Raw genomic sequence first — 15263 nt, 5'->3', positions numbered from 1 at the left:
ACTAAAGTATAAAAATAAGATTGAAGACGGACCATGATCATGAAATACCCCAAAACAATCACTGCCTCTATATTGGCAGTTCTATGTTTATCTGGATGTAAAAGTGTTCCAAGTTATTCTTCCGATTATAGTACCGCCAAAAACAACATTACTGGTGTCACCTTAACAGATGCACAAGCTTTGGAGATTGGTACACGTTTCACCACTACATTCAATACTTTAGGTACACCTGAATTTGTCAATAAAGCAAGTTCACTCTATGCAGACCAGCTTTTTATTAATGACACGTTGTCCCAGTTTTCATCGCGACAAAATCTGGTTGAACATTTCAAAGGCATGAATAAACGTGTTTCGAATGTGACCGTAAAATTATTGAGTGCGACCCATCATCAAGACTCTGCCTATATCCATTGGCATATGGCCTATGATTTTAAAATGTTTGGTACGTCTAAAAAAATGGCGTCTTACGGCATCAGTGAAATTAAAATCAATGCAAATAAGCAAATTATTTTCCAACAAGATTTCTGGGATCCTGCAAATGGTCTATATCGTTCATTGCCTTATGTAGGAGGAGGCTATTCATGGATATTACCATTCAAAAAATCGCCTTGAGTATAATGTGTCTGACGGTTTTTTCCGTCAGTACTTTTACTTCTGCCGCACCTATACAGCCCTGTAGTCAAGCCCCCATTTTGGTTGCTCAAAAACAAGTGGGGCAAGCAAGCTATTTTGCTGAATCTTGTAAACAGTCATGGGATAGCCAAAATATTCAAATGCGTTTTGCTTATAGTCAAGATATTCCAGAATGGGCGTTTAAACGTGCAGCCACACATTTTTTAAAGAAAAACATTCCTGATTTTAACGAAAAATCGGTCTTAAACCGTATTACACAGCTGTATAAACCCGTTAAAAATGGTGATTTATATACTTTAAATTATGTACATTCTTCGCAAACCCTGACCCTTTCACTCAATCAAAAAACATTAGGACAGATTCAAAATGATCAAGCCAATCAATATTTTAAAATTTGGTTAGGTTCACAGCCTTTTAATGCTAAATTAAAACAACAACTTTTAAATTAAAATCAGAACTTATTCTAATGACCAAGCATTTTATTCTCATGGTTGAAGACCATTACGAACTGGCATCCACCCTATGTGAGTTTTTAGAAGAACACGGTTTTGTCGTAGATCATGCCCGTAATTTAGATGCAGCGCGAAATTTCTTAAAACAACATCCTTATCACATTCTGTTATTGGATATTAATTTACCTGATGGCTCAGGTTACGATTTATGTGAATGGCTTAGGACAGAACAAGGCTTAGACCTGCCCGTATTAATGCTGACAGCACGCGATACTTTAGATGATAAATTGAAAGGTTTTGCTTCAGGAACTGATGATTACTTGGTCAAACCGTTTGACTTTAACGAGTTAGTTATGCGGGTTCGAGCTTTAATTAAACGCTCAATGGGTGAGGTTTCTAAAAGCCAACTACAAATTCATGACCTCATTTTAGACACAGCCAGACAACATATTAATCGTGCAGGCCAAAATATAGAGCTGCCGCCTATTCAATTTAAACTATTAAAACTGCTCATGCGAAACTCACCCAAAGTGATGAGTAAACAAGAAATCGTCATGGAATTATGGGGAGATTCAGAACCCGAGAGTGATGCTTTACGCAGTCATATTTATAACTTACGTAAAATGATTGATAAGCCTTTTAATCAGAAATTAATTCATACCGTGTCTGGAATCGGCTTAAAAATTTCGCTTGAATCCGATTCACTTAATTAAGATATACCACCACGACCAATCCCGTTGAAGGCATTAAATCAATATCGCGATGAACCGTTAAATAATATTGACGATCAAATAATTCAACACGCCATCCCAATTGCTTACACAGTTTCTTGACCAATTGCAGCCCAATCCCATGCCCTTTGGTTTGTAATTTTAATTGTGGGCTGGATAACTCTTGCACTTTGACATCATTGGGTAAATTAATCCCGATCCCATTATCGGCAATCAGGACTTTATTTTTTTCTATCCTAATATCAATTGCTGAACCTTGAGAATAATTCAAAGCATTACGTAAAATATTACCAAAAACCATTTTGGTCATAGACGGATACAATTGACGTATCTGATCATCTCCATGCTGTTGAAGATTAATATGTATTCCTTTGACCTGACCAACACTCTCTAAATCAACTTGTAGTTCATGTAAAATATCGAAAATTGATCGATGTTCTGGCGTAAGCGTATTGGTGGTATTACGTGCAATTGCGAGTAAAGTATCAACCAACAACTGCATATCTTCAATGGTGTTATCCAAACGGGTGAAAACTTTATTCTCGCCATAACGTGATTGGCACAATTGTACATTGCCCTTTAAAATCGTGAGTGGCGTGCGCAGCTCATGACTGACATCACCACTAAATTCACGTTCTCGATAAATAAAGTCGCTTAATACTTGATGATATTTTTCTAAGGCTTGTTTTAAATATTCTGCCTCCATATTGGCCTCAGTGCTGATGTCCTTAAAGGGTGAGGCTTCTTTATTCTGATGTTCCCAATCAATATTTTCCAAGGCATTGGCCAGTCGGGTAATCGGAGAAAAATAGCGACGCGCACGACGATTCCACCACCACAGCACACTATACAGTACGAACAAACTTAGCATTAATGGTGCTAAACCAAACAACCAGATCAGTTTATTGACATTACTTTCCCCAAAAACCAAAAGTACATGTTGTCCGTTACGTTCACCATAAACCGTCATGCGCTCTTTACCATCCACAAAATGACGGCCAATTCCAGAGCTTAAATGCATATTTTGAAAATTTTTCGGGGTCACACTGTTCCATCGGTAACCATATAAATTTTTTGTGTCAGGCAAATCTGCATTCGGATTACGCTCCACACGCTGCCAATAGTGCTCCATTTCCTGTTCAAGCGCAGTTTTTAGTAATGTCCCTTTAATCACCCAAGCACTGCATGCAATGCCAATCACAATTGACAAGGCGATCAGTCCAATTTGCAGCCAATAATAACGATTAAAGACTTCACCCAAGGGATGAGCGCGGTTGCCCTTAAATAGCCTCATCATAAACTTATCCCTTGTATGATGACTGAATGATGATTTCAACGCTTGAGATTCACTCGCTCATCTTTAACCTATCAGTTTCAATTTAACTTATACGGCATTTTTATGAAACAAAAAGTGCCCAATCACCCACTCTTGTCCTTGTTCAAAACCAAACAGTTCAGCGCAAGCCATAAAAAATATGCGCCAACGTTGCCACCATGCAGCGGCATCTTGACCATAGGTTTTTTCAAATAATGGTTTTAACCTTTTTTCATGCCGATCCATGTTTTCAAGCCAAGCATTCGCCGTTCTTTCATATTGCGTACCTGACCACTGCCAATGCTGTTGTAATTTTAAATGGTCTTGAAAATGTAAAAAAGTGGATGCAGATGGCATCAGTCCACCACTGAAAAAGTATTTCGACATCCAGTCATATTCATTTTTGATTTCAAATGGATAATGCAAAAAGCGATGACAAAAAATATGACACCACAACAATCCTTCGGGTTTAAGCCAAGTATTTATTTTTTCAAATAATTTTTGATAATTACGCACATGCTCAAACATTTCTACTGAAACGACACGATCAAATGATGCGGCTTCAAGTTCCAGCACGTTGACATCACAAGTGATGACAGTCAAATGATTAAACTGTCGTAATTTGGCTTGTTGTTGAATATGCGCACGTTGAGTTGCCGAGTTGGAGACCACAGTGATGGTGGCATTCGGATAATGCTCCGCCATCCATAAACTTAAAGATCCCCAACCACAACCGACTTCCAAAATGTGTTGACCATCTTTTAATTGTGCGCGTTCACAATAACTGGCCAAAGCCAACTCTTCTGCTTCATCTAACGTGGTTTGCGCTTCATTAAATAAACTGGCACTGTACTTTAAGCGTTTGCCCAGTACTGCCTGAAAAAACTCAGTGGGAAGCTCATAATGTTGTTCATTGGCTTTATCCGTTTCAATCGCAATTTCACTGCTTTTCAGCATGCGCAAAACATCCATATAACGCTGGGCACCGTGTTCAGGATCATAGCGCCCTTCCTGAATTAAGCGTTTTTTACTTAAGCTGCGGATTGCCACGCGGATTGCCTGATCGGGAAGCAATCCACTTTCGACCAGTTTTAACGACTGTTGAATCATAAAATCCATAGTGTGATCTACTCTTTAGGTTGCCACGGAATAAACATTGACGTGCGTTGTTGATAATCTCGATAGTTTTGCCCACGATGACGCAATGCTTGTTGTTCGCTAAACGGAATACCGGTGATGTAATATAGAAATGCCCACATCAACAATGGATAAATCCATAACAAATATTGCCCTGCGGCTAAACCTAAAATAGGATAGGCAAACCAATGTAACCATTCAAAAAAATAATTGGGGTGTCGTGAATATTTCCATAAACCTTGATCCATGGTTTTGCCGTGATGTTCAGGTTTTTGTTTAAAACGATACAGTTGCTGATCAGCCGTGCTTTCACCGATAAATGCCAACAGCATCATGATGGCAGCAGCAATCAGTGCCCAATGGGTCCATTCACTCCACTGTATGACAGTCGTGCTCAGTAAAGACAGCATCGGGTAGGAAAATAAAATCGCCAACCCCGCTTGAAACATAAAAAAAGCCAAGAAACCCAAGTGTTTAAACTGTCCCATTGCACGGCGCATATTGGCGTAACGACGATCTTCTTCTGATTCATGCCAATAACGACGCAATAAATGCCAAGTCAATCGTAGAAACCAAATGCTGCTCGCACATCCGATAAAAATACGTACTGATATGGGTGCAGTATCTAACCAAAATGCAGCAATCATCACATTAAGTGCAATACAGAAGCTCCATGCGACATCGACTAAACCGGCACGTTGGTTATAAGTCACAATCAGCCAACACATTGCCATAATCACAACATCAAGCAACAAGAAATTGAGTAACATTTTGCTCGCTCCTTGGTCTATTCATGAATGTTTAACACTTAATAAGCGCTGGCTTCAAATAACATATGCACATCGCTAATCACGCCTTCTTTAAAGCCCCCTTCGCAATAACACAAATAAAAGTCCCACATCCGAATAAAGTTTTCATCAAATCCCAGTGCAAGGACTTGTTCACGCTCAGCCAAAAAGTTTTTTCGCCAAAAATGTAAGGTTTGGGCATAACTTTGACCAATATCTTCTAAGTGTTTTAAACGCAATTTCTGTTCGGATGCTGTTTGGGTAAGCACACTGATGCAGGGGATAAAACTGCCGGGGAAAATATAACGCTTAATATAATCTACCGTTTTTAATGCTTTTTTATAACGTGCATCTTCGATGGTGATGGCTTGAATGAGCCCTAAGCCATTTGGTTTAAGCAAATGACGACATTGTTTAAAATAGGTCGATAAATATTGTTCGCCCACTGCTTCAATCATTTCAATCGAAACTAATTTGTCAAACTTACCGTCTAGCAAGCGATAATCTTTTAATTGCACATCTACCCGATGCGCTAATCCTGCTGCTTGAATCCGCGTAACCGCTTCATCATACTGTGCTTGTGAAATGGTAATCGTGGTGACTTTACAACCGTAATTTTGTGCGGCATAAATTGCAAAGCCCCCCCAACCACTGCCAATTTCAACCAGATGATCCATCGGTTTAAGCTGTAGTTTTTGACAAATCAGTTCTTTTTTGTATTCAGATGCTTGCTGCAAAGTCATGTCAGCATCTTTAAACACAGCACTGGAATACATCATGGAGGGATCGAGAAATAACTTAAAGAAATCATTACTCAAATCATAATGATCTGCGATGTTTTTACGACTGCCTTCAATTGAATTTTGACGAGATTTGTGCCATGCCTTTAAAAAAATTTGACTGGCTTGAGAAATCACATTTTGATTAATTTTATCAAGTACATCTCGATTACGGGCTAAAATTTGAATCAGCTCGACCAGATGATCACTGCTCCAATAGCCTCGAATATACCCTTCTGCCGCACCCAATACACCACTTTTAAAAACCAAATCCATCAGTTTTTTATCATGAACCTGAACAACAGCACACAGTTCAATACTGTCTCCAACAAAACCATTCCATTCCCCTTGAAATATAATTTGACCGTGACGTAATTTAAATAAACTACGTAAAACCAAGGGTAACGCATCTTGTTCATTGGAAATGAGTGTTTTCATGATTTGGTATTTCCCTTATCTTTCTTTGGGTGTCGATAAAATGGCACTTTTTTCTTCCATAAACGAAAAGCATTCAGATAAATTCCTGCCATCATTTTAAAAGGTTCAAAGACACTGGAAATAGCATAGCGATGCTGTTGTGAAGGAACTGTGATGGGGCGCAATGAAAAGCGCATTGTGGCATCAAATTGCAGTACATCTTGTTGATACAATTGCATATGAATGACTTGTTGCTGCTCCGAAAAATTAAAATTCCAACGATAATCCATCTCCATCGGCATAAATGGAGAAACATGAAATGATTTTTTAAACTTGAATTGATAGCCCTGAAACTGTGAATGCTGAACTGCTTTCTCTCGACAGTCATGTACATAGACTTTGCGTTCATTCCATGGCGTATTGGTTATTTCACTTAAGATAAATAATGGCTGTTCAGTGGCATCAAACACCATATAGAAAACCACAGAGTTAAAGCGAAAGCTTAGAGTGCGCGGCAATGCAAGAACTCGAATTTGAGTATCTGAGGTCAATTGAATATTGCTGTGTTCTAGGATTATTTTTTGGACTTTTTGCCGAATTGAACCCTGTTGCATCGTTAAAAAGTCATCAGCATCAAGTTGAAGTAAATTCCACCGATTTGATGACCATAAACAAGATTTTTGAGTGATGGATTCAATCTGATCGGGATCGAACCATAAATAATTTAATTTTGCGTCAAATTCATGCTGTTTGGGTAAATAGCGTCGATGCCGAATCGTCACGGGTGCGACGGCAAGTGAGCTCATCCACATAACATGCTCCTAAGCGGGCTCGGCTAAAAGCTGTGTCAATTGATTGACCACGTTGGCTGCACTGCGCGCGCCATCTTCATGGAAACCCCAACCCCAATATGCCCCACAAAATGAGGTTCGATATTGCCCATTAATTTCATGCCATCGATTTTGCGCTTCAATCGCTTTTGCATTAAATACAGGATGGCGATATTGTCGCTCGACTAAAATATGTTGTGGATTAATCTGAAAATTTGGGTTCAACGTGGCAAAAACTTGAGATTTACAGGACAAATTTTGCAGTTTGTTCATCCAGTAGCTAAAGGCATAATGAACCTCAGGGATGTGCTTTTTTGGATTAGATTTAGCCTGATCTGCGGTGACATGCACATGCCAGCTTGCCCACTGAGATTTCTGCTTCGGCATAATACTTACATCACTGTGCACCACCATTTTATTGTCTTGATATGAAAATTGGGACAATACGGATTGTTCAAGTGGTGTCGCATCACTTAACATTTTTAAACTGTCATCGGCATGACTTGCAAAAATCACCCAATCAAATTGTTGAGTATCGCGTTGTGTTTTGACAATCACCTCATCAGCTAAACGTGACACACTAATTACAGCAAGGTTTTTAAATTCAATATTAGTTGACTGTTGCTGAATGGCTTGAACGTATTGCGCAGAACCGCCTTTTACCGTTTGCCATTGTGGGCGATCTTTGAGCTGCAACATACGATGATGCTGAAAAAAGCTCACCACGAATTTATAGGGAATTTGTCCCGCTTGCTCTATTGGACATGACCATAAAGCGCCGCACATTGGATACAAATGTTCTTGGCGAAAAGCTTCGGAATAACCATTTTGATTTAAATATTCTTCGATGCTTAACGTTGTATTGATATCATCGACATTGATGTCTTTGTTGGCAGAATAAAACTTAAAAAGGTCAGCCAGCATGGCTCTAAACTGAGAGTTTAAAAAATTTTGTGGTCTGCTCAGTAAAGAGATCTTTTTCGACGGATTATATTGTAGCCCTGTGACCTGATTATTCACAGAAAATCCCATATCACTACTTTGTGACTTTACCCCAAGCTCAGCAATCATTTGACTAAACAGTGGATAGTTATAATCATTAAAAACAATAAAACCACTATCTACAGCGACTTTTTGACCGTCAATGATTAAATCATGTGTATCAGTATGCCCACCCAAATAAGTATTTTTCTCAAAAACAGTCACTTGATGATGCTTTGAAAGTTTCCATGCGGCATACAATCCAGAAATACCTGAACCAATAATCGCAATTTTCATGAAGACTCTCCAGTTGAGCTATTCTTGCGCTTTGTTTTGATTAATTTTTTTACTTTATCGGAGGATTGAGCAATTTTACTCACCGCATAGACCCGTTGTGGAATCGGTTTTAGCCCCCAGACCAATCCCAACCAAGACATTATTTTTAAAACATAATAAGTGACATCAATCTGCCACCAATAAAAGCCTTGACGCACACTTCCCGCATAATAATGATGGTTGTTATGCCAACCTTCACCTAAAGTAATGATCGATAAAAATAAGTTATTTCGACTTTGGTCATCAGTATCAAAATCTCGACTGCCATACAGATGTGCCAGTGAATTAATACATAAAGTGGCGTGAATTAACAAGACCGTGGAAACAACAAACCCCCAGACTAGAAGTTGCAAACCCGATGTTCCTAATTGGGGTTGTACAATCGCCACCCATTCGCCTAAAAAATAAATTGCTGTTGCCGTCAGTAACACAATAATGACGCAAAAACGATCTAGCCAAACCAATTCAGGATATTTAAGCCAATCCTTAATCACGTCTTTACGAAGAGCGAAATTGTATTCATTTAAAAACCAGCCAATATGGCTATACCAAAACCCATGTGTTGATGAATGTGGATCTTGATCGGTATCCGTAAATCGATGATGATAACGATGATGCGCTGCCCACCATAAAGGGCCTCTTTGCGCGCTCATAGTCCCAATCAATATAAAAATAAATTGCACTACACGTGAAGTTTGAAAAGTCTTATGTGATAAGTAGCGATGAAAAAATGCAGTAATTGAAAACATGCGAATCAGATAAAACAGCAGCATAAAAACCACAGCAAACCAAGAGATACCCACCCAAAATACGGCAAGACAAGCAATGTGCAAAAGAATAAAAGGGAGAATACGGACCCATTGAATTTGCTTATTTTCAGATGAAATGCCCTGCGCCCCAATAGGAGTGGACCAACTATCCAACCATCGCATCAGACTTTTAAACATGGATAATCCTAATCGATAAATGATTTGATTTTCTTTTACATAGTTTAATCGAGTCAGAATGAAATTTATGTGAAGCAGAGTTTTTTTAATGGAGCCACGAAAAATAGTCGCTCCGCAGATTAGAAATATCAGGGTTGATGAGGTGTTTGAACTAACTTTGATACATCGTAGCCATATTCACGGGCTGTCTGCAAATAAGATTGATACGTTGCTTGGTCAAGCTTTGAATCACGTGACAGAATCCATAAATATTTATGGCTTGGACCACCAACCAAGGCAACTTTATAGTTTGGATCCACTCTTAATACCCAATAATCACCTTTAGTAAAAGGTAGCCATCTTAGGCCTGAAGGCAAAAAACTCACTTTCAGTTTACTGTTACCTGCATTTTGAGCATAAGCCACACCTTTAGAACTGATCATTTCATTTGTTTCTGTGCGACAACTATTCAGTACACCTATGGTCTGATCTGAATTAACCGTATATTGAGCTGTTGTATCACTGACACATTTTCGCTGAAAAAACATGGGCAAATGCGCAATTTCATACCATTGACCCGCGTATTGATTCACGTCAATTTTTTCAACTGCCTTCAGTACTCCAGTCTCTGCCTGCGTATGAAAAGATAAAGTAAAAATACTCAAACTCAATACACTACCCGCACATAAAGATTTAAATACATTTGTCATTTTTGTGACCTTGGAAATTTATTTTTATAAAATAGCTTATCTGGCTGTGAATAAAGCGTGAAGAAAAAAAAGAAATTCTTTATATCAATGCTGTTTCAGTATTTTAAAAAAAGTGTAGGCAAATACCTTAACCAATACTTTTGTTAGAACTAATGTATAACAATACGAACCTGTTTAAATATTTTAACTGGTATAGAGTGCATCATTCGCCCTAGGCGATAGTCGGACTTTCCAATTTATTTAAAATTTAATTTTCAAAAAAATACAAATTCAATGTCTTAAAATAATTATTTCTGTTTTTTTAAGTTAAAGAAAATATAAAACGTGATTAAAATCACAAATTATTGTTAAGTATTCACATAAAATTTGGGTAATTTTTAACCAATCAAAAGTGTAAAAATATTTTAAATTATTTATATTTTTTTATTATATTTCAAATATTTGATATAAATTTATTATATAAAATTAACTTTAAAAAAGTAATAAAATAACTTTTCATATTTTTTTATTTTTCTAGAGCATTTACTCTTTATTTAATTGTGCTATTTTTGTCACATGGAGTAACAATCGATCTTAGCTTTTAAAGTTAATTTCTCCAGATATTAAAAAAGCATTCACAAAAAATGTCATAACATATGTATCGTTCTAGGGAAGATAAAGAATGAAATTAAAAACACTAACTACCGCGATTATTCTTGCAACAGTACCCATGACAGGTGCATTCGCAGCCGCTCTTGATCGTTCAGGTCAATCAATTGCCGCTTTTTTACAGCCAGGCAACTATTTTGAAGCAGGTATTTCAGTTTTAGACCCTAATGTTTCGGGTAATGTAAAAAGTGGATGGACTCCAAATCCTGCAGCACCAGCAGTAGCTATCGGGCTTGAAAATACAAGTGTTGGTGAAATGGCTGGTGATTATTACTTTCCTAGCGCTGCACTAAAACTACAGCTTACTGATCACTTTTCTTTTGGTTTAATTTACGACCAACCATTTGGTGCTGATGCTGAATATAAAACAGATACAAAAAAAACAGCTGCTTTACCTGGCCCATTAGCTCCATTTGCTAATCAAGGTGCATTTCATAATGGTACAGAAGGAACAGCTGTCGAAGTAAAATCCCAGAATATTTCAGTAATTTTAGGCTTTCAACCGACTGAAAACTGGAACATTTATGGTGGTGGCGTTTATCAAACTGTAAAAGGTGATGTTCAATTACGTGGTGTTGCATACGGTGGCTTAGCAGCATTTGGTGATTACAATGCCAATATTGGTGAAGATGGTGCTACTGGTTGGCTTGCAGGTTTTGCATATCAAATTCCTGAAATTGCTTTAAAAACATCTGTTACCTATCGTTCTGAAATTGAACACGAAGTACAAGTAACTGAAAGTTTAGGTACTAGTGGGTTAGCTGCAACAATTAATCCTGTTCTTGGATACACACCAGGTCAAACTGAAATAACAACACCTCAATCTGTAAATTTAGATTTTCAAACAGGTGTAATGGCAAATACAGTAGCATTCGCAAATGTTCGTTGGGTGAACTGGAAAGATTTCTCTATTCGTCCAAATGATTTTGGTCATGCATCAAAATTCATTCCTGGTAAATCTCAAGGATTTGATTTAGTTGCATACACAGATGATCAAATCTCAGCAACTGTTGGTATAGGTCGTAAGTTAAGTGAACAATGGGCTGGTAATATTTCTATAGGTTGGGACTCTGGTGCGGGCAATCCTGTATCTACATTGGGTCCAACTGAAGGTTACTGGAATGTTGGTTTGGGTGCTCAATTTAGCCCAACACCACAAACTTTCATTGCTGGTGGTGTTAAATACTTCTGGTTAGGTGATGCCAAAGCTCAAGTTGCTTCGGACTTTGGTACAGCTTCTTATGTAGCAAATTTTGAAGATAATGATGCTATCGCGTATGGCTTAAAAATGGGTTATAAATTCTAATTTAATGCCCAATATTTTTCAAAAAAACCCTAGCTTTCTAGGGTTTTTTATTATCAGATTCTAATAAAATTTTTTATGCTCTTCTCTTTATATGTCTCAAATTCAACCAAAAGGAATAAACAATAAAGCCCCTTAATTTAAAAAGTTATCATGTTATTTAATTCATGCAATCAAATAATATTTATGAATATTATTTAAGTATTAAGTCCAGTCAAATTATTTTTTTTGAATGAGCCAGTTCATTAAATTATCTTAACCGAGTATTTACTCTTTTTTTATTTATGTTACTTTTCACCCACTTTAAGTTACAAAGTGATATCAGGGAAAAGTATCCATGAAGTTTAATTCTATTCAAACCGCTATTTTACTCAGTTTATTTCCAGCGACAGCAACTTTTGCGGGTGGTTTAGACCGTTCAGGCCAGTCAATTTCAGCTTTTTTACAACCAGAAAATTATGCTGAAGCGGGTATTTCTGTATTAGACCCGAGTGTTGAAGGTACGGATTTATTGGGTAATCAAGTCGATGATATGGCTGAAGATTACTATTTCCCTTCTGCAGCGATTAAAGTTCAAGCTTCAGATAAAATTTCTTTAGGCTTATTGTACGATCAACCCTATGGCGCAGATGCTCAATATTCAGAAGATAGTTTGATGTTTGGTGACCAAATAGAAGGCACCCGTGTAGAAGTAAAGACACAAAATATTACGGCTTTAATTGGCTATCAACCTCATAAAAACTGGAACTTTTATGCAGGTCCAGTGTACCAAACTGTAGAAGCAGACATTAAATTACGTGGTCTAGCGTATGGTGGAAAAGCCGCACTGGGCACTTATAATATTAAAGTTGAGGAAGAAGCTGCATTTGGCTGGATTGCTGGTTTTGCTTATCAAGTTCCAGAAATAGCATTAAAAGCGGCAATGACCTATAGATCAGAAATCAAACATGATGCAGATTCTCATGAAACTGCATCACCGTTGATTACCCTCCCACCATCAATGGGTGGTGGTATCGTTACTGTTCCATTCAGTTTAGTAGGTAAAACTGAAGCCATTACGCCACAATCTGTCAATCTTGATTTACAAACAGGTATTGCTCAAAACACTTTAGCCTTCGCCAATATTCGTTGGGTACACTGGGATAACTTTGTGGTAACTCCGCCTTTACTCGCGCAACTGTCACAACAAGCTCGAGGCAAAGCACAAAATCTCATTGATTATTCTGATGATCAATGGTCTGCAACCGTCGGTTTAGGTCATAAATTTAACAGTCAATGGTCAGGTACAGCAGCCATTGGATATGATTCTGGTGCAGGAAATCCCGTGACGACTCTTGGGCCAACTGAAGGCTATTGGAGCGTAGGATTAGGTGGCCAATACAGCCCTGCTGAAAACTATTTTATTCAAGCGGGTGTTAAATATTTCTGGCTAGGTGATGCAACTGCACAAACGGGCGGAAATAAAGTCGCCGAATTTGAAGACAATACTGCATTTGGTTATGGTATGAAAATCGGTTACCGTTTCTAATTTTGTATGAAATATAAATTTAGTTTAATTAAAAAAGGCGCTTTATGAGCGCCTTTTTTATTCTATAGACTTAAAGATTAAGCTGGAATATCGCGCACTGAGGCATTACGAATCGCTTCTTTTAATGCTTCATAGCCATGAATAGGTGGAAATTGCGGAAATTCGGCAATGACATTATCAGGTGCATCAAAGAGGAAACCATGATCTGCCTCAGCAAGCATAGTTGTATCATTATATGAATCACCTGCTGCAATAACGCGGAAGTTTAAACCATGTAATGCTTTCACAGCTTGGCGCTTTTGATCAGGTTGACGCAATTTATAAGCCGAGATCATCCCATTTTCATCAGTTTCCAATTTATGACAAAAAATGGTTGGCCAATCCAACTGTCGCATTAACGGATGAGCAAATTCATAGAAAGTATCGGAAAGAATAATCAATTGAAAATGAGTACTGACCCATTTTATAAATTCTTTAGCACCCGGAAAAGGCCCCATATCTGCAATCACAGCTTGAATATCGTTTAACCCTAAACCATGCTCTTTTAAAATATTGAGGCGTTGGGTCATCAACACATCGTAATCAGGGATATCACGTGTGGTCGCTTCCAATGCTTTTATGCCAGTTTTTTTGGCAAAGTTAATCCAAATTTCTGGAACTAACACACCTTCAAGATCAAGACATACGATTTCCATGGGTTCTCCCAACGTCAGTAATAAATTTTGCGTTATCATAGCTTAAAAATAGGTCAATGAAATGTTGTTTTTTAAATCTATTTAATTCATAAGTATTTATTTTTTAGTGCTAAGCAGATTATTCTAATTCTATTAAAATTGTTGTGAATTAAATTAATATAGGTTTTTAAGTGTCCAAGCCTATTAGCCAGGAACGATCATGACTACAATCCCCACCATTGACCTTGTCGATGCGCTCGCATCTGAATATGCCGATAAATCACCCAGTGAAATTTTAGAATTGGCGTTAAACCAAGATGGTGAAATTGCTATTTCATTTTCTGGTGCTGAAGATGTAGTGTTGATTGATATGGCATCAAATTTGGGTAAGCCTTTTCGTGTTTTCAGCCTAGATACAGGACGATTACATGCAGAGACCTATCAATTTATTGAACAAGTGCGTAAACACTATAAAATTGATATCGAAATTTGTTTTCCTGAAACTCAAGCGATTGAAAATCTGGTTCAACAAAAAGGATTATTCAGTTTCTTTGAAGATGGCCATCAGGAATGTTGTGGTATTCGTAAAGTTCAGCCTTTACGCAAAAAATTGGCGACTCTAGATGGCTGGATTACGGGACAACGTAAAGATCAAAGCCCGGGTACGCGTAATGAAATTCCTGTGGTACAAGCCGATGCTGGATTTTCTGGCTTGGGTAAACAGCTGATTAAATATAATCCATTGGCAAACTGGTCAAGTGCAGATGTCTGGAGTTATATTCGCATGATGGAAATTCCTTATAATCCATTACATGAACGTGGTTTTATTTCAATTGGTTGCGAGCCTTGCACTCGCCCTGTTCTTCCAAATCAGCATGAACGTGAAGGTCGTTGGTGGTGGGAAGAAGCGACCCATAAAGAATGCGGTTTGCATGCGGGTAACTTAAAATAATAACTTTTAAGAAACCATCGATCATGGTGGTTTCTGGTTTTCACCTTTAACCGATTATACAGAAACCTGTTTCTTTCTATTTGAAAAAAGTTATACTTGAAAAACGGTTTTTATAATTCTAAC

15 protein-coding genes are annotated in these 15263 nt (G+C 37.8%); 6 read left to right on the top strand and 9 right to left on the bottom strand.

The features are described from left to right. Positions 1 to 39: 39 nt before the first annotated feature. Genes GA0116959_RS06090 through GA0116959_RS06080 form a run of 3 tightly spaced genes read left to right on the top strand, consistent with a single transcriptional unit; the run spans position 40 to position 1798 of the window. Positions 40 to 612 (top strand): DUF2358 domain-containing protein, encoded by a 573-nt coding sequence (locus tag GA0116959_RS06090; RefSeq protein ID WP_092719695.1) that lies wholly within the window; start codon positions 40 to 42, stop codon positions 610 to 612. Further along, positions 582 to 1082, top strand: a complete 501-nt coding sequence (locus GA0116959_RS06085) for a chalcone isomerase family protein (protein ID WP_092719445.1) — start codon at positions 582 to 584, stop codon at positions 1080 to 1082. Before GA0116959_RS06090 ends, GA0116959_RS06085 begins: the two co-directional genes overlap by 31 nt. 17 nt (positions 1083 to 1099) lie before the next feature. Then, positions 1100 to 1798 carry a response regulator transcription factor gene (locus tag GA0116959_RS06080; protein WP_092719442.1) on the top strand — a complete coding sequence of 233 codons (699 nt, stop codon included), beginning with the start codon at positions 1100 to 1102 and terminating at the stop codon, positions 1796 to 1798. Here GA0116959_RS06080 and GA0116959_RS06075 read toward each other — a convergent pair. The 8 genes from GA0116959_RS06075 to GA0116959_RS06040 all read right to left on the bottom strand — a co-directional run bounded on the left by GA0116959_RS06075 (position 1791) and on the right by GA0116959_RS06040 (position 10035). Beyond that, positions 1791 to 3113 (bottom strand): sensor histidine kinase, encoded by a 1323-nt coding sequence (locus GA0116959_RS06075; RefSeq protein WP_092719439.1) that lies wholly within the window; start codon positions 3111 to 3113, stop codon positions 1791 to 1793. The two genes, GA0116959_RS06080 and GA0116959_RS06075, sit on opposite strands and share 8 nt — an antisense overlap. A gap of 87 nt (positions 3114 to 3200) precedes the next feature. After that, positions 3201 to 4250 (bottom strand): SAM-dependent methyltransferase, encoded by a 1050-nt coding sequence (locus tag GA0116959_RS06070; RefSeq protein WP_092719437.1) that lies wholly within the window; start codon positions 4248 to 4250, stop codon positions 3201 to 3203. A gap of 8 nt (positions 4251 to 4258) precedes the next feature. Further along, complete coding sequence (locus GA0116959_RS06065) at positions 4259 to 5038, bottom strand: DUF1295 domain-containing protein (protein WP_092719434.1); 780 nt, start codon at positions 5036 to 5038, stop codon at positions 4259 to 4261. A 38-nt stretch (positions 5039 to 5076) separates the two neighbouring features. Next, entirely contained in the window at positions 5077 to 6273 is a 1197-nt protein-coding gene (locus GA0116959_RS06060) for an SAM-dependent methyltransferase (RefSeq protein WP_411164652.1), read from the bottom strand. Continuing rightward, entirely contained in the window at positions 6270 to 7064 is a 795-nt protein-coding gene (locus GA0116959_RS06055) for a DUF1365 domain-containing protein (RefSeq protein WP_092719428.1), read from the bottom strand. Before GA0116959_RS06055 ends, GA0116959_RS06060 begins: the two co-directional genes overlap by 4 nt. Before the next feature lie 9 nt (positions 7065 to 7073). After that, positions 7074 to 8360: an NAD(P)/FAD-dependent oxidoreductase gene (locus GA0116959_RS06050; protein ID WP_092719425.1), complete on the bottom strand. Its 1287-nt coding sequence runs from the start codon at positions 8358 to 8360 to the stop codon at positions 7074 to 7076. After that, positions 8357 to 9346 (bottom strand): acyl-CoA desaturase, encoded by a 990-nt coding sequence (locus GA0116959_RS06045; RefSeq protein ID WP_092719422.1) that lies wholly within the window; start codon positions 9344 to 9346, stop codon positions 8357 to 8359. The genes GA0116959_RS06050 and GA0116959_RS06045 overlap by 4 nt, the downstream gene beginning before the upstream one ends. Positions 9347 to 9474: 128 nt before the next feature. Beyond that, positions 9475 to 10035, bottom strand: a complete 561-nt coding sequence (locus tag GA0116959_RS06040) for a lipocalin family protein (protein ID WP_092719420.1) — start codon at positions 10033 to 10035, stop codon at positions 9475 to 9477. A 661-nt stretch (positions 10036 to 10696) separates the two neighbouring features. Between GA0116959_RS06040 and GA0116959_RS06035 the strand changes: the two genes are divergently transcribed. Together GA0116959_RS06035 and GA0116959_RS06030 are read left to right on the top strand one after the other, a co-directional pair. Beyond that, a complete protein-coding gene (locus GA0116959_RS06035) occupies positions 10697 to 11989 on the top strand; it encodes an OmpP1/FadL family transporter (protein WP_092719417.1) in 1293 nt (430 codons plus the stop codon). A 334-nt stretch (positions 11990 to 12323) separates the two neighbouring features. After that, positions 12324 to 13514: an OmpP1/FadL family transporter gene (locus GA0116959_RS06030; protein ID WP_092719415.1), complete on the top strand. Its 1191-nt coding sequence runs from the start codon at positions 12324 to 12326 to the stop codon at positions 13512 to 13514. A 77-nt stretch (positions 13515 to 13591) separates the two neighbouring features. On the opposite strand, the gene thrH is transcribed toward GA0116959_RS06030, so the two are convergent. After that, complete coding sequence (gene thrH / locus GA0116959_RS06025) at positions 13592 to 14209, bottom strand: bifunctional phosphoserine phosphatase/homoserine phosphotransferase ThrH (RefSeq protein ID WP_092719412.1); 618 nt, start codon at positions 14207 to 14209, stop codon at positions 13592 to 13594. A 199-nt stretch (positions 14210 to 14408) separates the two neighbouring features. On the opposite strand from thrH, the gene GA0116959_RS06020 reads away from it, so the two are divergent. Then, positions 14409 to 15140, top strand: a complete 732-nt coding sequence (locus GA0116959_RS06020) for a phosphoadenylyl-sulfate reductase (RefSeq protein ID WP_053579759.1) — start codon at positions 14409 to 14411, stop codon at positions 15138 to 15140. The last annotated feature ends 123 nt before the right edge of the window (positions 15141 to 15263 follow it).

Source organism: Acinetobacter albensis (assembly GCF_900095025.1).
Lineage (GTDB): Bacteria > Pseudomonadota > Gammaproteobacteria > Pseudomonadales > Moraxellaceae > Acinetobacter > Acinetobacter albensis.
Note: the sequence above shows the minus strand (reverse complement) of the source record. Positions and strands in the feature narration are given on the sequence as shown.